Source organism: Brevibacillus sp. SIMBA_040 (assembly GCF_046535075.1).
GTDB lineage: Bacteria > Bacillota > Bacilli > Brevibacillales > Brevibacillaceae > Brevibacillus.
Genome location: NZ_JAWRXI010000015.1, coordinates 15,538 through 39,165 on the forward strand (window position 1 = coordinate 15,538; position 23,628 = coordinate 39,165).

The 23,628-nt window shown below is 38.9% G+C and carries 26 protein-coding genes and 2 tRNA genes; 8 read left to right on the top strand and 20 right to left on the bottom strand.

Translation table 11 applies throughout. The features are described from left to right. Positions 1 to 66: 66 nt before the first annotated feature. The 5 genes from SB752_RS22620 to SB752_RS22640 form a co-directional block, all read right to left on the bottom strand. Complete coding sequence (locus SB752_RS22620; RefSeq protein WP_410717803.1) at positions 67 to 3,018, bottom strand: hypothetical protein; 2,952 nt, start codon at positions 3,016 to 3,018, stop codon at positions 67 to 69. A gap of 239 nt (positions 3,019 to 3,257) precedes the next feature. Beyond that, positions 3,258 to 3,893: a hypothetical protein gene (locus tag SB752_RS22625; protein WP_410717804.1), complete on the bottom strand. Its 636-nt coding sequence runs from the start codon at positions 3,891 to 3,893 to the stop codon at positions 3,258 to 3,260. Between the two features lie 561 nt (positions 3,894 to 4,454). Further along, positions 4,455 to 4,706, bottom strand: coding sequence for a YgiT-type zinc finger domain-containing protein (locus SB752_RS22630; protein ID WP_410717805.1), 252 nt, complete (start codon positions 4,704 to 4,706; stop codon positions 4,455 to 4,457). Positions 4,707 to 4,733: 27 nt separating this feature from the next. Then, a complete protein-coding gene (locus tag SB752_RS22635) occupies positions 4,734 to 4,952 on the bottom strand; it encodes a hypothetical protein (RefSeq protein WP_410717806.1) in 219 nt (72 codons plus the stop codon). Between the two features lie 23 nt (positions 4,953 to 4,975). Further along, positions 4,976 to 5,107: a hypothetical protein gene (locus tag SB752_RS22640; RefSeq protein ID WP_410717807.1), complete on the bottom strand. Its 132-nt coding sequence runs from the start codon at positions 5,105 to 5,107 to the stop codon at positions 4,976 to 4,978. Between the two features lie 639 nt (positions 5,108 to 5,746). On the opposite strand from SB752_RS22640, the gene SB752_RS22645 reads away from it, so the two are divergent. Next, complete coding sequence (locus tag SB752_RS22645) at positions 5,747 to 6,367, top strand: hypothetical protein (RefSeq protein WP_410717808.1); 621 nt, start codon at positions 5,747 to 5,749, stop codon at positions 6,365 to 6,367. Between the two features lie 154 nt (positions 6,368 to 6,521). Beyond that, positions 6,522 to 6,758, top strand: coding sequence for a hypothetical protein (locus SB752_RS22650; protein WP_410717809.1), 237 nt, complete (start codon positions 6,522 to 6,524; stop codon positions 6,756 to 6,758). Between the two features lie 236 nt (positions 6,759 to 6,994). On the opposite strand, the gene SB752_RS22655 is transcribed toward SB752_RS22650, so the two are convergent. Both SB752_RS22655 and SB752_RS22660 read right to left on the bottom strand, forming a co-directional pair. After that, the gene (locus SB752_RS22655) at positions 6,995 to 7,939 is read right to left on the bottom strand and encodes an ATP-binding protein (protein ID WP_410717810.1); all 945 of its coding nucleotides are present in this window, start codon (positions 7,937 to 7,939) and stop codon (positions 6,995 to 6,997) included. 182 nt (positions 7,940 to 8,121) lie between these two features. Continuing rightward, on the bottom strand, positions 8,122 to 8,751 hold the full coding sequence (locus SB752_RS22660) for a MarR family transcriptional regulator (protein WP_410717811.1): 630 nt from the start codon (positions 8,749 to 8,751) through the stop codon (positions 8,122 to 8,124). Positions 8,752 to 8,854: 103 nt separating this feature from the next. Between SB752_RS22660 and SB752_RS22665 the strand changes: the two genes are divergently transcribed. Further along, positions 8,855 to 9,124, top strand: a complete 270-nt coding sequence (locus tag SB752_RS22665) for a hypothetical protein (protein ID WP_410717812.1) — start codon at positions 8,855 to 8,857, stop codon at positions 9,122 to 9,124. Between the two features lie 146 nt (positions 9,125 to 9,270). Here the strand turns inward: SB752_RS22665 and SB752_RS22670 are convergent, their stop codons facing one another. The 12 genes from SB752_RS22670 to SB752_RS22725 form a co-directional block, all read right to left on the bottom strand. Then, a complete protein-coding gene (locus SB752_RS22670; protein ID WP_410717813.1) occupies positions 9,271 to 11,028 on the bottom strand; it encodes a DUF2326 domain-containing protein in 1,758 nt (585 codons plus the stop codon). Positions 11,029 to 11,272: 244 nt separating this feature from the next. Next, complete coding sequence (locus tag SB752_RS22675; protein WP_410717814.1) at positions 11,273 to 12,712, bottom strand: metallophosphoesterase family protein; 1,440 nt, start codon at positions 12,710 to 12,712, stop codon at positions 11,273 to 11,275. 524 nt (positions 12,713 to 13,236) lie between these two features. Then, positions 13,237 to 13,506 carry a hypothetical protein gene (locus SB752_RS22680; protein ID WP_410717815.1) on the bottom strand — a complete coding sequence of 90 codons (270 nt, stop codon included), beginning with the start codon at positions 13,504 to 13,506 and terminating at the stop codon, positions 13,237 to 13,239. Positions 13,507 to 13,529: 23 nt separating this feature from the next. Then, entirely contained in the window at positions 13,530 to 14,216 is a 687-nt protein-coding gene (locus SB752_RS22685) for an HNH endonuclease (protein ID WP_410717816.1), read from the bottom strand. A gap of 63 nt (positions 14,217 to 14,279) precedes the next feature. Beyond that, positions 14,280 to 14,930 carry a hypothetical protein gene (locus SB752_RS22690; protein WP_410717817.1) on the bottom strand — a complete coding sequence of 217 codons (651 nt, stop codon included), beginning with the start codon at positions 14,928 to 14,930 and terminating at the stop codon, positions 14,280 to 14,282. Positions 14,931 to 14,950: 20 nt separating this feature from the next. Beyond that, entirely contained in the window at positions 14,951 to 15,253 is a 303-nt protein-coding gene (locus SB752_RS22695; RefSeq protein WP_410717818.1) for a MarR family transcriptional regulator, read from the bottom strand. A gap of 259 nt (positions 15,254 to 15,512) precedes the next feature. Then, the gene (locus tag SB752_RS22700) at positions 15,513 to 15,728 is read right to left on the bottom strand and encodes a hypothetical protein (protein ID WP_410717819.1); all 216 of its coding nucleotides are present in this window, start codon (positions 15,726 to 15,728) and stop codon (positions 15,513 to 15,515) included. Positions 15,729 to 16,299: 571 nt separating this feature from the next. After that, on the bottom strand, positions 16,300 to 17,391 hold the full coding sequence (locus SB752_RS22705; protein ID WP_410717820.1) for a stalk domain-containing protein: 1,092 nt from the start codon (positions 17,389 to 17,391) through the stop codon (positions 16,300 to 16,302). Positions 17,392 to 17,841: 450 nt separating this feature from the next. Continuing rightward, positions 17,842 to 18,762, bottom strand: a complete 921-nt coding sequence (locus tag SB752_RS22710) for a tyrosine-type recombinase/integrase (protein ID WP_410717821.1) — start codon at positions 18,760 to 18,762, stop codon at positions 17,842 to 17,844. Positions 18,763 to 18,889: 127 nt separating this feature from the next. After that, a tRNA-Val gene (locus tag SB752_RS22715) sits at positions 18,890 to 18,965 on the bottom strand. A gap of 28 nt (positions 18,966 to 18,993) precedes the next feature. After that, positions 18,994 to 19,070, bottom strand: a tRNA-Ile gene (locus SB752_RS22720). Between the two features lie 367 nt (positions 19,071 to 19,437). Then, positions 19,438 to 20,031: a phosphatidylglycerophosphatase A family protein gene (locus tag SB752_RS22725; protein WP_410717822.1), complete on the bottom strand. Its 594-nt coding sequence runs from the start codon at positions 20,029 to 20,031 to the stop codon at positions 19,438 to 19,440. A 170-nt stretch (positions 20,032 to 20,201) separates the two neighbouring features. Between SB752_RS22725 and SB752_RS22730 the strand changes: the two genes are divergently transcribed. Further along, positions 20,202 to 20,906, top strand: coding sequence for an alpha/beta hydrolase (locus SB752_RS22730; protein WP_410717823.1), 705 nt, complete (start codon positions 20,202 to 20,204; stop codon positions 20,904 to 20,906). 2 nt (positions 20,907 to 20,908) lie between these two features. Here the strand turns inward: SB752_RS22730 and SB752_RS22735 are convergent, their stop codons facing one another. Further along, positions 20,909 to 21,067, bottom strand: a complete 159-nt coding sequence (locus SB752_RS22735) for a hypothetical protein (RefSeq protein WP_162839524.1) — start codon at positions 21,065 to 21,067, stop codon at positions 20,909 to 20,911. 147 nt (positions 21,068 to 21,214) lie between these two features. Here SB752_RS22735 and SB752_RS22740 point away from each other — a divergent pair, with 147 nt between their 5' ends. From SB752_RS22740 to SB752_RS22755, 4 genes are all read left to right on the top strand, one after another. Beyond that, on the top strand, positions 21,215 to 21,724 hold the full coding sequence (locus SB752_RS22740; protein ID WP_410717913.1) for a YjcG family protein: 510 nt from the start codon (positions 21,215 to 21,217) through the stop codon (positions 21,722 to 21,724). Between the two features lie 80 nt (positions 21,725 to 21,804). Next, complete coding sequence (locus SB752_RS22745; RefSeq protein WP_410717914.1) at positions 21,805 to 22,263, top strand: GNAT family N-acetyltransferase; 459 nt, start codon at positions 21,805 to 21,807, stop codon at positions 22,261 to 22,263. Between the two features lie 133 nt (positions 22,264 to 22,396). Further along, on the top strand, positions 22,397 to 22,912 hold the full coding sequence (locus SB752_RS22750) for a TetR/AcrR family transcriptional regulator (RefSeq protein ID WP_410717824.1): 516 nt from the start codon (positions 22,397 to 22,399) through the stop codon (positions 22,910 to 22,912). A 211-nt stretch (positions 22,913 to 23,123) separates the two neighbouring features. Then, positions 23,124 to 23,546 (top strand): DUF3995 domain-containing protein, encoded by a 423-nt coding sequence (locus tag SB752_RS22755; protein ID WP_410717825.1) that lies wholly within the window; start codon positions 23,124 to 23,126, stop codon positions 23,544 to 23,546. Positions 23,547 to 23,628: the final 82 nt, after the last annotated feature.

Below are 23,628 nucleotides of genomic sequence, written 5' to 3' on the forward strand. Positions count from 1 at the left end.
GCTTAGCATAAAAAAAAGGATTAGGAGCATTTTACGCCTAATCCCTTTATTACATGTATCAATAAATCATTGGGTCACATGACTTTTTACGTCATCACTATTGGCACCGAGAATTTGAATAATGATTTGCTTTGTGTCACAAAGGATATCATCAGTCGGTGGCTTGTCATATGAACCATAGAATGGGAAGGTATCTATGCGAATGCTATATTTTGCGTCTCTTGCCCCTTCGTTCACGAAGATTTCTCTTGTGGATTTCATGTTGAACGCATTTCGCATTGGCATTTCATATACCTCAGTCTTATTATCCCATGTTCCCGATGTGGAAGTTGGTGTCAAATTATAAACTACCGGTTGACCGCTTTGATCAGAGTATGGCATTGTCACTGTGATGCTTTGAGGCGTTTCAACTGAACTCCATCCTGGACTCACTGTTTTACCACTACATCCAGATCTCCATGGTTTCGGTGCAGCTGAGTAATTATTCGTTGTATACTGAACAACAAATTTTATTTCAAAGCCATAACCAGCCTTCACTTTACCTGGTTGTTTCAGTATATCCACCCATCCACCTTGTGTATCATCGGTGAGTTTGCTTCGGAAGAATACATTCTTAATTTCGTAACGTTCATAGTGAGATTTCGTTTCTTCCCATTCATGATCCCAATCTGTTACACAATAGGTGACAGTCCGACAGCTCTCTTCTCCATCTGAATTCGTGTGGCATGATTCATAAGATTCTCGGTGTCCTTCCCATTCATACAAGGAATAAGTTGTCGTCCAATTGTTCTGCGGATGGACAATTTCACATTTTGCAATTGGCTCTTGATTTTGGTATACGTGAATAGCGTTATTTGCCTTATTATCGATGTAAGGATCTGAACCGTCCTTCTTGAATTCAATCCATTTACGAGGCGCTGGATTGACCTCTACTTCAAATGGAACTTCTCCGAAGAAGAGGGGAACATTCGGAACCGATACGCTAACAGGGATTTGCTTGTTCGCTGGAGCAGAAATGGAACCCTTATACACATCATTTCCTTGACTTCGAATCACATACGAAATATCTTTCGTTTGCTTCTCTCTGTTTTGGTTCATAACTGTGAATTGGAAAGTCAAGTTCTCTTTTCCTGCTTCTTTGTCTTTCGGACGCAGGATTGCTTGAGGTTTTACTCTAAAGTCTTTAACACTGATGTTAACCTCAGATGCCCATGTTTTTGAACGCCATCCATCATTCTCAGGAATTTGGCTATGTCCATTGTCTCGATGCTTTTGAGCAATTTGCCATCTTGCAAAGATAATTGACGTTTTTGGAGTGATCGCCCTTGGGACATCAATAGCAATGGTGTCTCCTTTTTTCGTTAAAGAATCTTTAGCTACCGTTCCTGGGATGGTGCGAGAAACAGACCCTTTATCCGTTATCTCAACGTCAACAGAAGCGTACGGATTCTTTGGATCCTTTGGATCACCAACGATTTTATCACCTTCGAACTTTTTAACGAAGATACGAAGTCCATACGTTTGATCTGGGATCACATCTTCCACAACATTTCCTTTGCTATCAATGAGTTGTGCATCGCCAATGGAAATATCTTCTGGTTTGATGAAGAAACGCAGTCGTCCCACATCGTCTTGTGACCAAATATTTTCACGTTTTTTCTTAAAACCTTCTACGATATCAGCTTCAAATACGATTTCCTTCTTAACCTCATCAGGAACTGTGTATTCCCACGTCATTTCACCCGATCCACCTCGTTGCTGCTTCGAGAAATCAACAGTTCCACCATACTTGATCGTAGTAGCTGATTGAGTAGTTACTACAGAATCCATGTAGGTTTCTTCCCATTCACCATACTTATAAGAAGTCAAATCATACGCATATTTTTGATTCAAACGAATGGGGGTATAGGTAGTATCTTTACCAGCCAATTCAGGTACAACCATGTTTTTGACTTTTGCCTTAATGACATAGGTTTTTCCTTTCTCAATAGAGGCTTTTTCAACTTTATTTCCATTTGAGTCAAAGTAGTTGCGAGTTTCTGTAAAATCTTTATTGTCGTTAGCATTCAGCAATTGCTGTCCAATGAGTTTTCCAGTCTCTTTGTCGTAGACCTCATAGGTGATCAGCCTCAAATTGGGCTGAGAGGGCGTCTTGAGCAATAAGCTGGCATAGAAAACTTTACCATTTACGACGTGGAATCCCGTGACGATTGCTGTTGAGCGAGTCGGATCCGATTGAAGAGTGAATTTGTTTGCCCAATCCGCCGCGTCTGCTCGAATATCCATTGATGGTCTTCGAAAATTTGGATTTGCGGGGAAAAAGTAGTCAATGAAAAATTGGACTTTTTCTGCTAATCCATCATAATAAGTCTGCGTGGTATATCCTTTACTCCATGGCCTTTCAATCCAATTTTTCTTCCAAGGCTCCCATTTAGAAGGTGTGATATCTGGCGGAAAGTAAGGGTTGTCCACTGGGCTATTTCCGTCAAATGTATAGCCCAAATATCTCCATTCATACTCCTTTCCCGCATACGGTCCTGATGTAATGAGCGTTGTTCCCGTATTGTCGCCCCAATAATCTTGTTTCCCCGGAGCGCTTCGTCCTTTTTTTAGGTTCCAACTATAGCTGGGGTTTACTAACCAGTCTGCATCATTTCCGCCCCAAACCCTTAGTCGGTTTTCATACATCGTGGACATGTCTTTGTCTGCTTCTGTAGCATCTATAGGCGGAACTTTTGAATACCAAAGAAACTCTCCACGATATAGCTCTTCGTAGAACCTCACATTGGATCCATAGTATTTGTTCTGTGGTCCGTTATACTTTGGATTGAAAATAAATGAATACGGTGGATCAACATCTGGATTACGACCAGCATAATCCGGAATGACTTTCCTATCCCCACCAAATCCTGCCGCTTGACCTTTAATTGATTCACTTCCTGTACTACTTATTCCAATCAGAGCAACCCCTGTTAGAAGTACAGTAGTAATTATTCCAGTCCATTTTATTTTTCTCATTTTCCCCCTCCTTTTTCCTTTAATTATTTACCTTTCCTTGATAGGTTGATAGAGATAATTGGTCGAAGCACGTCTGACTATTAATCGTATAATTATCATATTGTTAAGGTAGTCGACTCATAATTTTACGGTGGAAAAAAGATCGGGGGGTGGATAAACCAAAACACAATTAAACCTTCTTCTTAAACCTCATAAAAAATAGGAGCTTTTTCAGCTCCTACTTAGAATTGAGAACAATACTATCTAATTACATTCCATTCACTATCGTATTTGGTACCTGGTTTACCGACAACGATAACAAGATTTCCTTGTACATTCATCATTTTTACTTGACGGTCATCATATGTCAGAGTTTTATTAAGGTACTTGTCAACATTCTTATTATTAAACGCATCATCTGCTATTTGCCATAGCTTCGATCCCTCATTTGGGAAGTAGAATCGGAAAAGTTCTTTCATAATATATGGAATCTTATTATCAAGTGGTAGGTAGTTGGAGCCCTTCCAAACACTGATAGTGATTAGAGTATCGTAATTTTCAGTTGCATCTGCGGACACAAGAATTGATGTAGTCCCTGGCCCTTTACCATATGGACTATATGCCGCACCCGCTCCAAGATTTACAAACTCCAACTCATCCGCTAAAATTTGCATATTCTTCTGTTTATCAGAGGTCCATGTAGCCATGATTTGATTTGGAGTCCACCCCTCTGGGAATGGATACCTTTGATCCGGCTTCTCAGGAGCCCTTATAGCATAGTTTTTTCCGACTTGAGTTAGTGAATATTTTTCCGCCGCATAAACAGCGGTAACACTCGCTAACAATGCGCTTGCCGTAGACAACACAGTTGCTACTACTTTCAATTTTTTTATCACTTCCAATCACTCCTTTTTTTATTTTTTCGATTGTATCAACAAACAACGGTACAGTTTTTCGTTCTGACCTTGAGATATTTCATACTAAGTTATGAAACTTATTCATAACATTTGTGTAACTTCTTCATACTATGTGTGATGTCTTGCATAAAAATTGTGCAATTGATACACAACCTGTATGAATAATATGAATAAGTTATATGAAGTCTTTCATAATAAGTTATGCTTCTCCAAGTCAGCTTGTCTACAACAATCCTGTATACTCGATTAAACGAACAAATGTTATTTTTGTTGCAGCCATCAATAGTTTATTTTACGTAATTAGCTATCAAGCTTTTTGATCAACTTCATCCATTACCGCTTGAGAACAAACCGACGCTATACATTCTGTGGCTCTCCACTTCCAAAGATTAGGGTATTTCTTTTCGATTACGGCTACTTTTTCGAAGTCATTTTCCATAACAATGCCCCCATCAATTGATATCCTTGTTTTTTTATGCTTCTTCTTTTTCTCCTTTGGTACATTTGTCCATTTTTGCGTATCACATTACTTGTCAGACCTCATTCTCTTTGATTCCAATCAATCTCCTTTAATCCATTTGAATAAGCAAATTTCAATAATGGAGTGATTTTCAAATTGATATCATAGGTAATTTGCTTGCAAAAAGAACAATAGTAGTGAGGATCATTGTGCAACAAGATTCGATTAGCACCTATATAATGTGCTACTGTGCCTGTTTTATATCTTGCAATGCTTCCGCATATGCAAGCCTTCACAGTTATTTGAAGTGTACATTCTTCGTCTGCTAACATAATTCCACCTCTTTCCTATGAGGTTTATCAAAAGGTAATCTCCAAATTCAGAAACAGTTCCGTATCATTCAACTTTTTGATAACCAGTCCTCCGCCTTTTTTCGGCATGGCGATAAACTCGTCACCGATCTGCATGTCAGCTTGCTTGAGGATCGATGTTGGAATAACAAACAGGCACTCGTCCTCGTTCTCCAAAATCGAAATAAAACGATGGTAATGGTCGATTTCTTGGTTTTGACTCATCATAATTCTCCTCCCTGTGATACGGACTAAAACAATATAGTCCTGATATAGTAAGCAACGACGATGGCCATAACAATCATGAGTAAATCAGCGACTACTTCAATAATGACGTTCTGGACAAACTGCTTTTGAGTAAATTTGTGTAACAGAGTTTTCATTTGATACCATCTCCTTGTTTGATTGTTAATAGAGTTGCATTCAAAACACCATTAAAAAACGCTCAGGCATCTCTACCTGAGCGTTCAACGTTTTATTAGGTTGTTCTTGATAAAGTTTTTTGACCTTTTCATTTAGATCACCCTTGTTTTTATATTGGACTAATAATTTTGTATTCTACCTAAGTTGCCAAGTCAAGTCAATACGCCAAATGATACAGACCGACGATAAACTCAATGCTGTTGTATAACAAACAGTATCAGTTTAATCTAACATCCAGATTCGATTCAAATACCCAATGCCTTCTGACATGTACCAGTTCAAAAAATCAGATGTGACATGGACATGTCTGAGCATCCCCATGCTATCAAGGCCTGCTTTTTTTGAGCGAAAATCGGAATCAATCAAGTAGATATTAATGTACACCTCATCATCATAATGAGAAACATTCAATTGATCTAACCTGGCTTTTAATTCTTCCTGACTGATTGGGAAGGAAAGACAGGGAGTAGGCTTATACACTATACCAATGACCCTGTTAGGCTGTTTCTGTGGGCAGATTATAAAATTTTTCTCCAGGTGCAACTTCTTGCCAAGTCCTCCGTTTAATCGAGTAACAGTAAAAAAAGAAGGTAATAACCATGAACAACGTAATTGAGCTAAACAACTGGAAAGGCAGCAACAAAGAGGAAGAGGTTCAGCTATTGCATTTACCCAAAAGCAATGCAAATCTAACACAGGTCATGTATATATACGGGGATCATGAAGATGATTTGTGCGGAGTTTTGTCCATTATCGATCACGAAGAGTTGGCAAGTATCGATTGCTTACGCCAGGAAATCTTAGATCAGCAACAAGCATTAGATACAGGTGTAGACAAATACGGAAACGAAACCGAGGATGATCAAATCTATCCATGGGAAGAAGATGGCTTTATCGCTTGCCGAGAGGGTGTGTTTTCGTGGAATTGGGAAGCAAATGATTATAAGTTCCTTGGAAAAATCCACAGAATGGAAAGATGCAGAGTGATAGATATCTGGAAAGACTCGCAAGTTATCTGGGAAGAGACAATCATTCCTTTAAAAAAAGGTAGCTCTTATCAAATCGTGAGCCAATATGTTGCATATGTAGACGAACTCAATCCCACAATTATGCTTGTCATCAGAGCAAATGGAAGTGTTCCAATAGCAATTCCTTATAATAAGGAGTACATGACCATCCAATGCCATGATTATGGTGTTGTTGTAGGGATTGAGGAGTAGTTGGGAGAAGGGAAAAATTCACACACTCTCCTCTCTCTGGTCTCCCCTCTACTTTTGAAGGTAGCAGATGTTACTCGATCGTTTTCTCGTTCAAATGTATTGACCAAATACCTATACTGAAAATCGGAAATCAAATTACAAAGGAGAAATCATAATGGAAATTCCTATGGCAGTTAGAAGCCTTGCTATCGAAGTGTTTGGAGATGAAAACTTTGAAATTGAAGATTTTGATTTGGATAGAGTCTGGATTACGAGGAACGAAGAAGAATACACGATTAGAACCTGGGACTTTACAGAAAGTAGAGTTAGATGGACGTTATTCAAAATGATTGACAATGGTGATGGTACTGGTCATGGAGAAGAACTAAAAGAAGGTTTGTTCAATTATTAATAAATCTAAACGACGACAGTCTTCAATCTCAAACATTGAAATCCAGTTATCAAAAAATATCACCAACGCTCAGGGATGCGATCCATTAGATATTAAATATAAGTTGGAATCGGTGAGAGATGAGATACTCCTCTTCTCCGATCTGTTAACTTGTAGGCTTCCTATCGGTTGCTCAATCCTTTACCCCTTTTCCAACTTGTTAAAAAAGCAATTCTGCTTAAAAATGAGCGCCCTATCTATACATTGTGCCTGGATTCTAAACGTTCTATCGCCACACGAATTGCTTCTTTTGCGGTATTTATTGCATCCTTACAATTCTTAACGTTTTGTTGAAGTACCTGCTTAGGCGGAATTGATTGTCGTAGTTCAAGTATTGTAACCTTCGACTCTACAATAGGGTGATCCCAGGCAAGTATTCGCATCCAATTTGCAGATGCCTCTCTAACATAATAAATGGCATCCCGCATGGCCTTGATCGCATAGCGATATGTTTCCATTTCTTCAAACTCAAGAGAAGCGATGATGCCTGATCGCATTAATGAATCCCATGCCTCAAAAACAAAATGATTTGAGATTTCACCTGCTGTCGCCCAAAGTTCTTTGATGATAGGTCCCTCTGAGACGAATATATCCATACGCCACAAAAGCCAACTGTTATTCTTAAATTCTTGTTTTAAGAGATGTAAATAGGAGTTCTTGATCTCAAGCTCTCGTTGCCGTTTATACCTTTCCTCATACATGACTTCAAGATCTTCCCTTATCGCTCTCCCGTTTTGGGAACCTCTACGAATATAGCAAAGGCCTTGATCCAGATTTTTGTACGGCTTCTTCATTACATATGGACGATTATTGCATCCCGTAATCTCAAAGACACCGAGAAGATTGCCCTTATAAGTGAATGGCACATATTGAAACTGAATTTCTGGTTCAATATTACTTCTGATTAATTCCTGATAGACTGAATCATCCCTAAACTCATTTTTGGGAATCGGATGAACCTCTCTACTTCCATCTGGTAAATGCTTAACGCCAATGATTATGTATCGCTTATTATTTTCAATATTAGCATTTGCCATCGCCATGATATCTTTCAATAGATCTTCGTTGTTTTGGTATTGACTCTTCTTGAAATCTACATAGGTACTTTCGTTTTCAAACTCAATGATTTGAGATAAATCCACTTCTATCTCCCCCTATTTCCTCTCATTAAAGGAGTTGTAGTGATTATTACATATATTATGACTTTAGAGTCGTTCATAAGTGCAGGGAATTCCTACACTCAAAACAACTGAGACTAATATCTCAACAGCAAAAAGAATGATAGTTCTCGTCATCCCCTGGGCAGAATAGAACATTTTACCTTTTAGGTTGTGCTCTCGATTACTTCCCCTGCTTCATTAATGAAGATAGCCGAAATTCCAGTCCTTTTCTTAGCCAATAGCGGTAGCCTTCCCCAAAGGTTGCGAAATTGTTTAACATCAGGTAGTGCAATGCTGTACTTCGCATCTGGGTCATCCATTCTTTGTAGTGTCTCTGCCAGGACTCCCAAAAAGTAGTTTACGTTCATTGGGTTCGATGACCCTAAGCCTTTCACTTCAATAATCCACCGTTCCGTACCTCTATACGCATTTATGTCGATTCCAGGAGTTCTCCCCCATGCTATCTCCATTTCCCAGCCATCCGATTGTAGATGTTTTTTCAATACCTCTTTCAAGGTATCCTCTGTCAATACAGATGCACTCTTTTCCAAGATCTCAAGCTTCTGTATCATAATCGATTCTGTTTTTAGTGAGCCAGTAACGATGTAATTTCCTAATAATCCGTTATTTCTATTGACTCGTTCGATTATCCCCTTCTCTACAAGAGATCTACATGCCTGATTAACTGACTGCTGCGGCATTCCTTTTCCTAACAGTATATCGGTAATTTCTCTATCGGTTAAACCACTTTGATCTTTTAGTAGTTCAATAATTTTATCCTTTAAGGATCTCAAATGAACATTCCCCTTTTAATAAGTTTATGAGAACTTAATTTGCTATTCACAACATGATGAGACAAGTATAATTGAATAAATTGAATGGATGGGACTGAAAAGTATGAAAATCACTCAAGAAGATCGGTTAATATTTCAGCATGCCGTAGAGCTTTTTAAAGATGATGATCCTATTAGATGCTGTGTACTTTTAAAGGTCTTACATACTTTCTTACAAAAGACATCCCCCTTAACAGTTGATTTACCATCCAATCTAAAAGACCTCCTTGAAAACAGACGATACAGTGAAAATCCTGAAGTTTTCGAGGAGTTGAAGAAGTGCTGGAGCATTATTGCTGACGTCGCTCAAGGTGAAGATATTTCTCGAAACTAATTAAGTATTTTATCTATCCCTTTCATCATACAATAGAGTTGTACTAACAGGTCTGAAATGATGTTTTTGGTTCCGTAAGGCACCACAATGAAGCCACCTTAAATAAAGGTGGCTCAGACTTTTTTATATCTATTTCTTAGATTCATCTATGAGGTATATCTAAAACCAAAAAATCGTTGCTTATTATCTTCTGTTCTAATAAGCTTTGCTACAATACATTTGTCATCATTCAGCTCGGAAATTTCGGATTCCTCTAATTCATTTACATTAATCGTAACAAAGTATTGTCCTTTTTTACGAACCTTTAATTCTTTATCTATACACTTTAAAAGTTTGAATTTAGCTATTCCGTTTGGCTTCGAATAAGAACCGTCATGTATTAAAAATGTTAAATTGTCTCTTTTATCCAGTCCGTGTAATAACCAAGTTAAGTCAAACATGTTGATTTTCATATGTAGACGCCCGTGTGATTTTTCATCATCAATTGTACAGTTAATTTTCACCCTTCCAGTTGTAGCATTCAGAGCAGTATCATTTACTAACTCGATGTCAAAAACTCCAGTTTCATCATATGCTTCTGATACAAGTTTATTGAACAACTCCTTAATTTCTGAAATCTTATTTCCATAACTCTTGAAAATATCGAGTTTCATGTCAATTTGCCTTAGTACCTCTTGCTTTATCCTATTTATTTCAGCCGTTATATTTGTCTTCTCTTGGTACATACTTATTTTTACTTTAATTTGCGCTAATTCTTCATATTTTATATTCTTGTCTTCAGTAATTTTCGTAATATCTGAAATGATATCCGTATTTCTAAATGATTTCGTCTGCCTCTTTATCGCCTTATTTAGCTCTTCAATTCTATTTTGTTTTTGTTGGATTTCGTAATCAATTTCACTTATTTTATGGGAAAAATACTTGCCTCTACTTTCCACCATAAAGCTATAAAATTGTTGTAGATCTTCTTGATTTTTCTTGACCCGTTCTGGAAAATATCCAATTATCTGCTCATAAAACGGTTGTATATCATTTATTGTTTTGATTTCCTCCAATTTTGCTTGCAAATCATTAATATTGCTCTGATACTGTTTTTTTATATGTTGTAATTCAAAGAGTGAATTTTGGATTTGATTGTATTCCGTTTTAGAAATTTGATAGTTTTCTGCATCCTTGGTTAATTTTTTGGATAAGTTAACCTTTTGGATAATAGCATCCAATTCTTGAATTTCCTTGTTTAGCTTTCTTTCGCGCAATCTTAAATCACTAATTTCATCTTTTAGAGCGTTTATTAGGTTTAATTTTTGATTGTTATCTCTCTGCATCTTCTTATATTTTGCTATTTCTTTTTCAAAGTCATGTGGTAAACCAAACAAAAAAGCAAGATAAATTGCTTCATACATTGCATTTCTGTCAGGCAATCCAATTTTTATAAAACCTGCTTTTTCGTCACGAATTATATATTCTCTAAGTGCAGAGAACGAAGGATCTTCAGGTTTCAAACCTATGATTACATCTTGTATATACTTTTTATAATCCTCATCTTCTTTATCAATCCAATTGGATAAGTCAAATGATAGTGTCTCTCCAGGAAGAATAAAGCCTTTATTGGGCTGATTTATTAAACGACCTAAATAAAGAATCTTACCCTCAGAGACAAGTTGAAGAATGATCATAATATCCTTCTCAGTAAGAGGCTGTTTTCCGAAAAAATCTTCAGGACAAGATCCACCCAAGAGGTAGTTTATTGACTCAACCATTGTGGTCTTTCCTACCCCATTGGTTTCCTGACCTTTCCCCTTTTTTTCACCGACAATAACATTTAATCCAAAAGGATTAAACTTGTATTCCTTCAAAACTTCTTTATGTTGATGACTATATATAATTACCTCATTAAGTATCATTCTTCTTCGTCCTCATCACAAGATTGTTATTCAAACAAATTAAATCAAAGGAATATAAAAAAGTCAGAGATAAATAAAGTACCCTTTCAATATTCAAATTCAAAGTGATGTTTCGGCTTTGAGCAAACTCCAGAAAAAGTTGGTCTATATGCTTTTGTTTATCTAATAATTCATACAAGATCTTAGATGTAACAAGAACATTTTCCTCAACAGATTGGTACTTATTCATTAAAAAAAAATCCATTTATATTACATCCTTTTGTCGCTTATCTTCATTGAAAATATCACACTCATAAATACTCCAAAAAATTAGTATGCGAATATAAGATTTAAGCCTGTCCTCAGAATAACTAACTTTACTCCCATACTTGCTATACAAATTATTTATCATATGGAGCAGTATTAAATCTCCATTACTTTGACTATATAGAACGTGTAAGTATTCAGTAAAAATGACATTTGGAATAATGAACCTTTTATCAATGCCGAAAAATGATGTTGTACCCAACATTTTATTGATTATCGGGAAGTATATTGAACATTTATCAAATTGATATCTGAACGTTGGAGAACACAGCATATTAACAAATTTCTCGGTAATATCTTTTGGAACTAATGCTTCATTCACTTGGTATCCAGAACTTAGGGTAGTATGAAAATCAATTAAGAAATCCTTAAAATCATCTTCATCAACGTCAACTTCATCAACCTCAGATTTCAAATGTTGGCACTCAGCTATATTTGTCTTTTTTTTTAATCGGTTGATTTCAAAGGGATAGTTACCAGTTTTTGCTTTCCTCCCCACTGTGTTGTCAATATGCCAAAACTCACCTCTGCTATTCCACTTATGATAAACAACTTCGCCAGAAGCTTCTTCTGTGTCAATGAATCCTGTCATAAAAAGTGGATCAGAATATTCGTCTACCATAAACGACCCTGATGTAAAGAAATAAGTTTCATTATAGTTATTTGTATCGTGATGATATTTTGCTCTATGGACATGGCCATTTAGATAAATATCTATTTTCGCATCAGAGAATCTATGCAGTAAACTTTCTTTCTCTGATTCATGAATGCATCCAATTGTATGGTGGCCAATTGCAATATTGATGGTATCATCGTCAGGAATTTGCTTAAAAGTCTCGTATAGCTTATTCAGCCCTACAAGGATGTTACCCTCTGATCCTGTTGTTCCAGCAGCTAAACAAGTATTAATATGGATGACATTAAATCCCTCACGCTTTTTTACAAAATGTAAAGCATCTTTAGGATATTCATCCCCCAAAAAACTCCTATAGAAATCAAAAAACGGTTGTTGTCCAGATACGAGGAATTGATATGTATCGTCATCCAAACTATTTATCTCCTGTTTTGCATCGTTTGAACTTAAAATATTGGCAACCAATCTGTCTGCCATAGGGTTACGTTTTATATCATGGTTTCCTGGAACCAAAAAGATTTCACTTTTTTCAATTTCTATAGCGGCTATTACATCATCTAAGAAACTGATCACTTCAGAGCTGTACTCGCTACCTTTATGTGTTATATCACCAGTTATGAAGAGGTAGTCAACATCATTTTTGTTTGATTCAAGATACTCAATTAGCTTGTCCCTCATTACCGTAGTCTCATAATTTTTGTACATGTAATGTATATCAGAAAGATGTGCCCACTTAATAAGCATATGATCCCTCTTTGCTAATTTCATTGTTATATTCGTCATAATCATTCGACAAAAAATTTCCAAATCCTTCATTATGTTGGTAAGTCTCTCTGTTATCTTGCGCCACTGTATGGCTAATTTTGTACTTTTTAAGAGGAATCCTTGTGGTAAAAGCGTACATGTTGATACAGTTATAGAGGGATAAGACCAAGAGTCGAAACGTGAAGCAATTTGTCATTTTTGAAAATTGGGGAACTTTGAGGACATTACCATTTATGAAAAGACACGTTTTCTGGATAAATAAAAAATAGAGATTTATCAGCAAATGATCTGACACATCTCTATTTTTCTCAATAACAGTTTATGTATCGATTACTTGAAAAGGAACATTATATCATGTCCCTCTACAGATAGCGGGCGAAGAAATGGATTTATTGAGCTAATCTTAGCGAGGTAACTCAGTAACGACACCAGTTGACGAAATGTTCACAATCACAATCCCACTGTATTTATTCAACTGAGTTTTTTTGCTAATCTCATACTTATTATTTAAAACAGTCCTTACATTGTCTCCAACCATACGGTTTGCTGACTTCATCGGCTTTGTCAGATAGCTCCTTTATGTTATCTGAGCAATACTTTGGATAGCGTGTTGTGTAAGTGCCAATGTAACGTGAAGCTGTTAAATGCTTACAACCAACAACGTGAAGCACATTACCTGTCATTCCTCCTGCATGATTAAATACATATCCCTCTTTGTGTTCGTTACACCAATCTTCATAGTCTTGTTCTCGATGATGAAAAAATATTACCATAGACAATCCCCCAGGTTGTTGCCCTATACCTCAAAGAAATTAACTTTGAGACTCCTTTTTAATTCCTCTATACTAATCATTGGAATACGATGTATCATTCGATGACAATTGGAGCACATCATTCCGATATCTTCAACTTTTGTAGTCTCACCTTCATTCATCTCCGAAACTGGTTTCTTATGATGACCCTCGATAAAATCTTTCCCTCGCTCTCCGTATATCTTCTCGAAATTAATTCCACAGGCTTCACAGAATAATTCTCCATACTTTTTCTTGAATCTCCTCTTAGCTTCCTTAATAAGTCGAGGGTCACGTTCTCTAATCTTATGTAATCGAAGTTGTTCTTTCCCTTCTTCATACTCCGAATCAATCCTATTAGTAACTTCCACTTCAGTTTCTACTTCCTCAACTAACGGCACAATATGAGGCTTAGATTCTGCATTCCTAAATTGCTCGATGTATTTTTTTAAATGTTTCAACGCTGTACTGTACATCCGATTTCCTTTTTTATCCTTAGCTTTAAACTCAGGATGCAGGAGAATCCTATCAATTAACGATGAATCTGAGATTTCGAACAGATTCAATTCCCTTAGTCCATAGCCCTTGAGCTCAAATGAGATAGTTACAATTGCATTCGCATATTTATTTATCGAATATTCTTTGATTTCGCGACTACTTCTCAACCAGATTATGAAGCCTTCTTTGTTCATGGATATTGACCATTTACCTTTCTAATCAAATCATTTTAATTATTTTTCATTTCTCCAGATAAGTTAATTACCACTTTCGAATTCTCTTCTGGTTTTAAACGATTCTGTTGTTTCATAACCGCTTCTCTTGAATTTATTTCCAATCGCACTTACAAAGTAATCTTTTTCACGATCAACATCTTTTTTCATTTGTTTTTCATAATGATACTGTGTTAGTTCACTGAGTTGATAATTTTTGAGACCATACTTCTCTTTTAATTTTTCGGTCAAATGATTAGTTATAATCTGAATCATGTATGATGCAGTTTTCCTTTTGAACAAAATGTCTAATCCTGCAAAATCAAGATTGGGATGTGCCGATTGATTTCGAATCCTTACCAATTCATCAATAGCTTTATCCAATTTGAATTTTTTCGTCATATATTCCTTTAGCGTTGATTTGTTTAAAAAATCAACCGCTATGCTCATGGATTGAATCAGATTGACCTGATATCCCCATAGAGTGAAACAAATCAATTGATATTTCCTTCTTTTTTGAAGTAGGTGTTGCTCTTTTAATGCACTTTCAATTTCTTGATGAAAATAATCGTGAAAATATCCGAAATCTTCCTCCAACATTTGCATCTTCGCCAAGATTTTAATTAACTTCTTAGCGTTTTCGTCCTGTTTTTTATAATCATTTTTTACTTCTTTCACATTTCGATTTTTACTCATGTTTATACAACCCTTCCTCACTAAAATTCATCATTATCATCTGGATCAATAAAAAGGCAACTCTGTAAAAAAGGAATGTGACTTATATACCCTTCTTCGACAAGACTGCGAATGGCAAGCGAAACCGATGATTTGTCCATGTCCAATTCTTCAGAAATTTCTTTTTGGCTAATCTGTTCCAATCTCTTTGATGATGCGACCGTGAGCAAGTATAGCAAGATCCTGTAGCTCTTCTTAGTAAGATTTTTATTTTTTGCACAATCGAGTAAAAAATCATGTGTTACCTTTACCGAATCTTTATTCTTAGACTGTTTTACTCCCATCCACATAATCCCTCCTGAATCTGACTATATGCTACAATAACTTTAGAGAATATACAAATATGTTTTTTTATATTAACTAAGTTTGCGTATATTAGAATAATTGATTTCCACTATAGACATTTAACATAAAATAGCGGCTCCCCAGGAGAGAAGAGCCACTATTTTGACTTATTGTATACCCATGGCTCATTACCATAATTGTCAACCTACACATCGCCATCGGCCACTCCTCAAAGAGGATATATAAAATATCATCCTTTTACCCCGTCTTCCCCATTTGAATGTGCACAAACTGATTCAAGTCCTGAACGAAGAAGTATCCCTCCTTCCTAAATTCTTCCTTCAAATCTTCGATATCAATGAATAATGCCGCCGCTAATACCTCTAATGATTCATATTTCCCTGATTGCAATTCTTTGTTTAGATACTCAATTCTTTTTGAAAGTGAGATCCGATAAAACTGATGCCCATACAATAGAAAGCACCTCCTCTATTTGATTTGTCATCTCCAATAGATTTTATGTAGAAACTAATTGTTTACTACCGATTTGGTGTTTGAAGATGCTTGAAGGGAAAGGGAGTAAGAGAACAATCAATAGTACGGAGGCTTAAACTGTTCAGAGTAACAAAAAGACCAGAGCGAAATGCCTGGTCTTACAGATTCCAAAACTCATTAGACAATAAACTTCTTCAACTTATTTTGATGTGCAATGATTCGAACCCAAGAGGTAGGGTCTTCATGATGAACAAATACCGGATTCGAATACAACATTGGCATTAGATTAGAATTTCGAATGCAATCCTTGGCTTTCTCGATAGAGATATTAAATTCTTTTTGTAACTCGATGGTAATCTCCTCAATAAGCCATAGGTCGGCTTGATTCAATCTACTGCTCATCGTATTACCCTCTCTTTTAAATTATGCTTTTGTTTTAGAAACGTAAAGCTGGGATTAGATAATACTCCATTATTCACCCAGTCATTGTGAAAAACAAGTGATCATAGAGATCTATATAAGGTTTAAGTCCTTTGAGAAAAATAAGAAACTATTTGCTTACGTTCCAGTCTTTGTCGTATTTTATTCCTGGTTTACCTACGATTATTACAAGACTCCCCTTAACATTCATCAGTTTGACTTGACGATTGTTGTAGGTCAACATCTTATTCAAATACTGGCTCACATTTTTTCCATTGAAAGCATCGTCTGCAATTTTCCAAAGTTTGTCTCCGTCTTGTGAGAAATAGAAGTGGAAAAGAGACTTAGCAATATAAGGAATCTTATGGTCGAGAGGAGTATATTCTGATCCCATCCACACATCGATTTGAATAGAAGTGTCATATTTCTCAAGATCATTCGCCGAAAGACCAATTGCTGTAGCACCTCTACCATAAGGACTGTAAACAGCTCCAGCTCCAAGATTTGTAAACTCCAACTCATCTGCAAGAATTTGCATATTCTTCTGCTTATCAGAAGTCCAAGTGGAAGTGATTTGAGGAATTATTGTGCCAGTTGGCAAAGGATAGCGTGGATCGATTGTAATCGGCTTTGTCGGTAAGGGTACAGGAGTAGGGATCGGAGCACCTTGTCCAACCGTGATATTTTCTTTGCTACCGTTTTTGTTGATCTCAACTGGGTATCCCAAAACGTTCTTGAAGAAGTCGTAAGGAACATAAAGCATGTCATTAATAACAACTGGCTTTGCCTGCATCCGCACGCTCGTCCCTTGAAGTTGTAACGTTGAAACAGGCACATTTTTGCCACTTACGACAACATCTGCTTTTGCAATCGTAACTATTACCTCTTTACCGCTTTTTGTTTTCACATTTGCGACTCTCGGCTTTGTAATCCATGTAAAGGAATCACCCATGCCTGTTACCACAGATTCGAGAGGGAGATACAAGACTCCAGCGCGATAGGTAGCCTCACCCTGTTTGGTAACGTCTTTTCCATTTACATAAAAAGCAGGAGAAGACGGGGTTGTTGTGCTTGGAACCGTTACTGGAGGCTTAGGTGCTATCGATTGGCCAGGTTGTTGCTTCACTGGAGCAGTATTCGCCCAGGTTGGAACAGCAAATGGTGTTGATAGGGTCAAGGTCATAGATAGCATAGCTGTCAGAGCTATAGCTTGTTTTCTCAAGATGCTTTCCTCACTTCCTTTGTTCAGATGTTAGGAATATTATACCAATACAATATATACCACTTTATTAAAATTTTTAAACTCTTCAACTCTCTTCCCTTGAATTCGATTTATGGATTTATCATTTTTCTTATCGAATACTCTCCCCCAACACCTTATAACTATAAGAAAAGCCGAAGGACTTCAGAAAAGTATCTCTGAGTCCAACTCGACTTTATTGGGATTTTTTACTTTTTCTAAGGTATCTGGATGGTCCCTTTCAAAATTCTAACCCCTTAGAAGAATAAACCCTTTCCCCCTCTTAGACCGAATTCTTCCATTGCCAGTTAAAAATAAGTCTTGGGGAAGGAAATGGTCAGTGCTTGAGGTGAGACAATTTTTTTCTTCCCTCTGTCCTTAACCTTGCATGTCTCTTGCTTTCTTACTCTTGCTCCTTATCCATTACAATAACTATAAATTTATGTTATTCAGCGGATTGTAACGATCATTTTGCTCTTTTAATGCAGTTCCCCAAATTGCAAGATATCGCTGTGTCATTGCAATGTTGGTATGCCTAAGCATTTTCTGCAAGGTGAAAACATCACAACCATTCATCAGCATCCGATGTGCGAAACTGTGTCTGAACGTGTGGGCTGAAAGACGTACATCAGTGAAATTCATAATTGTCTTTAACCTCTTAAAAATGCACTTCAGTGCATTCTCGGTAAGCTTTTCGTTTTCAGTGGAAGTGAAGACAAAATCACTGACACTGCCAAATACTTGTTGGCAGAAGACTTTATACTCACAAAGCTCCTTCATTAACTTATCTGTTATCGGTATACTACTTTGCTGACGTTTCTTCCCCCAAACAGTAATGGTTCCGCTTACCATGTTAATTTCAGACCATCTAAGATTAACAAGTTCTCCAAGTCTGACTCCTGTTCCAAGCAAGAAAACAATAATCGTATAATCTCGATAAGCATAAAAGGATTTTTCACGTTGCTTTATTCTCTGATAGTACCCCAACATCTTTTTAATATGGGAATCTTGAAAGACTTCAATCTTAATATCCTCCTTCCCATACTTCAAACGTTTTGTCGGATTTTCTTTTTCTGTAATCAACTCAATTTCTTGGAGATAATTAAAAAATATTTTAAGTACATGCAGTTTACTATTTGAAGTTGTGATGTTGTTTTTCTTCTCTCTTTGACAATAAAGCAAATATTCCTTGATGATGTTCAGTGTAACATCTGAAACATTAAGCAGTGATTTAGTGACGCAATAATCATGGAACTCTTGCAGATTGCCTAAGTAATTCTCAATTGTCCGAGAGGACAAGTTCTTATACTCCCTGTCATCCCGAAAATCCTTGATTGCAAATTTCAACAACATAAAAGCACACCCCTTTAGTTTTAATCAACTAAAAGATAGTGTGCTTTCTCTAAGAAAATCGGTTTGTACTCGACCACAATCTTTTTCCTAAGCCCTGTAGCCCTACAAACCCTGATTTTTCAATATATGGTGATCCGGACTGGGTTCGAACCAGCGACCCCCACCCTGTCAAGATGGTGCTCTCCCAACTGAGCTACCGGATCATTGGGACTTACTTATGTAATCATTTAATGGTGGGCCCTGTAGGACTCGAACCTACGACCAATCGGTTATGAGCCGACCGCTCTGACCAACTGAGCTAAGGGCCCGAATCGTCTCGGACGTCGATCACATTTATTACTATACAGCATCACTAATTCAATTTCAAGAGGAAATAATGATTTTTTGTAATTTTTTTCACTCATACCAAAAGAACACTAAAAAACCCAAGTAAAACACCTTGCATGAGCGATTTCGTCATCCACTTCCCAAAACAAAACAGTAAGGTTTAATCTCGCCACTCCCAGCAAAAAAAGCCACCCCCTCCACAGGCTCCCTCCCTCATACCCAAAGCAGCTCACAACCACAAACCGCCTCGCATACAAAAACAGTACCCGCAAAGAAAATGGCTTTTCATGCTAGCCTGCTCAAAGGTAGTTAGGTAACAATTCCCCCAAAGGAAAGCCCACCAAAAACCTACCCAGCCTGCTCAGTCCCTTTCCCTTTCTCCTCCACACGCAGCTCAGCCTCGTGCTCACGCAGCGCCTCTGCTCTCGCCATTTCTGCCTCCTGCTCATCTCTCATCCGGTGAGCCATCCGGCTGGACGCATTGGCAGCCACACTGGCGACCAAATCATCTAAAAACGTATGCACACGGCCCTCAGCCGTTTTCGTATCCAATCGTTTAATCACGCCAACCTTGTGCTTATCCAAATGACCAAAGGTCGTTACCGCGATGCTTCCATATCCAAATACAGAACCAAGTGCCAATGTCTCGTCGCAACCAAACAAGCCTTCGTCTGATGCGATGATGGATTGGAGCGGCTCAGACAAAAGTCCTTTTTCAGCCAATGTATCGAGTTCAATGCCAACTAAAATGGCATGCTGCATTTCGCGTTTTTCGAGTACAGCTTTGACGCTTTCAATGCATGGCTCCATCGTCAAGCCAGGATGGTATGGTGACTGCATGAGGTACACAATCTCCGCGATATCTTCTACTGTCACGCCGCGTTCTGACAGGCGTGCGAGTGCAGCGTTTCTGACTTCGATGCTGTGAACCTGCTTCTTCATATAAGAGACAACCCCTTCCGCAAATCGAGTGAAGTCGTTTTTATCATAGTATCATACGGTGTCAAAATTGCGACAACCTTTCATTCAAATCGAGCACACGAAACACTTGGGCAAGCCTTCCCCACTCCTGTATAATTAGCACCAGAACATCCCATAAGGAGGACAACGCTGTGGCTCTTGAGGAAATCTTTATGGACAGTCGGCATCTCGGTTCGCCGGAAAAGCTGATTGTCTACACCCCTGCCCGTTATTCGCCGCTCTACTCTTATCCGGTCATCTATGTACAGGATGGAGAAGATTACTTGTCTATGGGCAGAATGGCAACACTATTGGACAAGCTAATCGAAGAAAAAAGGCTCCCTGATCTGCTGGCCGTCTTCCTTCCTGTGGATAAAACGAAACGGCAAAGCCGCTACCATCCCGATGGGCAGGAGCATCTGGCCTATCGTCGCTTTTTGGCAGAAGAGGTTGTCAGCTACATCGATACACATTATTCTACGCACCCACTCGGCAACGGCCGGACGCTCCTGGGCGAATCGCTCGGAGGTGTGGTTTCCCTTTTTACGGCTTTATCTTACCCGCATACCTTTGGCCAAGTGGCATGCCAATCTGCTGCGATGGACGCAGCATTAAACAAGCGTGTTGAAGAAACTGACTTTATCGTGCCCCTGAACCTTTATCTGGAAATTGGTACAGAAGAGACTGCTGTTGAGTCTGGTCGTGGGACTCTCGATCTCGTCTCTGCTAACGCCGAGTTGCGCGATATTTTGCAAAAGAAAATGGCCACCCTGGTCTATGAGACCTTTGAGGGTGACCATACGTGGGGCTTTTGGCAAGCCAATCTGCCGCGCATGCTGTGCACGCTTTACGGGTAAACTTACCGTGGCTGTTCTTCCTGCGGACCTTCTTCCTTCACTGCCGGGACGAGTGCGTCTTCGAAATCACCTTTCCGTATAGCCGACAGGATGGTGAAGGTCAGTACAGACAGCAAGAGCAGGACGAGAAAAATGAATGTAATCATCATGGCCATATACATGTTGTACGGCACCTCCTTGCACTACACAGTCTTTCCTGCGGCCTCAGGAATATACGGACCCACGCGTAACATTACACAAATGAAGAATTTTCTGTTAAAATAATAGGATGTAAGAGCATGAGAGATAGTGAAGGAGGAGTGGTTCTTATGATGTACAGTATCGTAGTTTTCCCATCCAGCAAGGTGCAAGAAGTCGCCAATTCTTACCGAAAGCGTTACGACCCGGCATATGCTTTGGTACCGCCATATATGCGCTTGAAAGAAGGCTTCGAACTGGACGAATCCAAGCTGCCAGAGCTGGTTAGCCATCTGGAGCAGGTTGCCTCCTCAACTGATAGCTTTACAGCAAATTTCCACCGTTTTTCTTCTTTCCATCCGACGAACAACGTCATCTACATGGCTGTCCAGAACAAGGAGCCATTCAATGAGCTGCACCAAAAAATCGTGAACCAATGTGTACACGAAAAAGAGACCTATGCTTTCGTTCCGCATCTGACCATCGGACGAGATCTGTCCGACGATGAGCTACGGGATGTAACAGGTCAGTTGAGCATGGCGAAGCTCGATTTAACAAGTGAAATTGACCGTTTCCACCTGATCTACCAATTGGAAGATGGCATTTGGAGCGTTTACCAGACTTTCCTCTTAAAAAAGTAACGTAAAGTAGATAACAACCCTCCCTGTGCATTCACTGGCAGGGAGGAATCTTTTTTCCAAAGCAAAGGACGTGTGACATGATGAACCAAACAACATACCAAATTCAATCCGTCAGCAGCGAAAAAGAAATGGCCGATGCCCTGTCCGTCCGCAAAGCAGTATTCATTGTGGAACAGGAAGTTCCCGCAGAAATAGAAATCGATGAACACGACGAGGCGAATAGCGAAACGATTCATTTTGTCGTTTATAAGGAAGAACAGCCAGTAGCTGCGAGCCGTCTGCGTACATATGCACCTGGTGTAGGGAAAATCGAGCGCGTTGCCGTCCTCCAATCGGAGCGCGGTACGGGACTGGGTCGTCAAATTATGATGGTGATGGAAGAAACAGCGCAGAACCAAGGCTACGAAACACTAAAGCTGAATGCACAGACTCATGCGCAGCGTTTTTATGAAAAATTGGGCTATGAAGCGTATGGAGACATTTTCGATGACGCTGGTATCGAGCACATCGCTATGGTAAAAAATTTGCGCAAAAAATAGATCTTCTCTTTTACGAAACAGCCTTGTCGTTACGAGACCTGACGGCAAGGTTGTTTTTTGTTTGACTTCCCTCCCCCGTTGGATTATGCTGGAAACAAACAAAACATACGCTAGCGTATCTATGAGGTGAACCATGCAATATATGCGCGAGGACTGGGTCAGGGCTGCACTCACCAAGCTCACTGAAGCAGGCATCGAATCAGTCCGTGTGGAAGCACTCGCCCGTGAAATGAACATTAGCAAGGGAAGCTTTTATCACCACTTCCAGGATCGTCAGGATTTGCTCGATTCCATGATCAGCTACTGGGAAGAACATACAACAGAAAGAATTATTCATACCCCGGACTCAGCAAACCAGACATTGGGGCAGCTTCTCGGCGAGCTTTTTTCAAGGGAACAAAAACTCGAAGCGGCCATGTATGCGTGGGCGAAGCAAAATGCAGCCCTCCGTCAACGCCTCATCGAAATCGAAAAACGCAGAATTGATTATGTAGCATCTCTGTACCAAAAGAATGGGGTCTCGAGAACCGAGGCTGTAGCACGAGCTGAGCTCGCCTATTTCATATACGTAGGCTGGCTCCTGCGTACCGAAATCAACGCTGAAATGGATGTACAGGCAGCACTTGCTCATTTTCTGGCATGGAAGTAACAATCGCTTTCTCATCCATAATCCCGGCTACGCCTTACCTTTTGGCGGAGCCGCGTTTACCCTTACATCGTAACGGAATTTTATTAATCCCTACCTGTACAAAATGAGATAGCCGAGGGCTTTCATACCCAAAACATACGCTACCGTATCTTGCCGCCAAACAGTTACCCACACGCACTTTTTATCAAAAATGAGTAGAGGAGAGAATCATATGACCACCTTTTTTGTTGTATCGTCAGCAGCCATCTTGCTCTTCGTTTCTCTGCTTCATATTTACTGGGCAGTGGGAGGACGCTGGAGCTTGGGTGAAGTCATTCCACGTACTTCCGATGAATCCCGCCGCCTCTTTACCCCAGGTAAGGGACCGACATTAATCGTTGCTCTTTTGCTGACACTGACCGCTTTTTTACTACTGACACAAAGCGGATACCTTTCCTTATCGTTTCCCCCTGCCCTTCTGAGATGGGGGAGCTTGATTTGCGCAGTCGTATTTTTCCTCCGCGCCGTGGGCGATTTCCGCTATATCGGCTTCTTCAAAAAAGTCAGACATACTCGATTTGCCCATAACGATACATGGCTGTTCAGTCCACTATGTTTATGGCTTGGCTTCTCCTTCGTTCTCGCCATACTTTAGATGATGGATGGCCGAGCAGCTAACCGCTGCAAAAACGACAACCCCCGTCTCCAAACGTGCAAACAACGTTTCAGACGGGGGT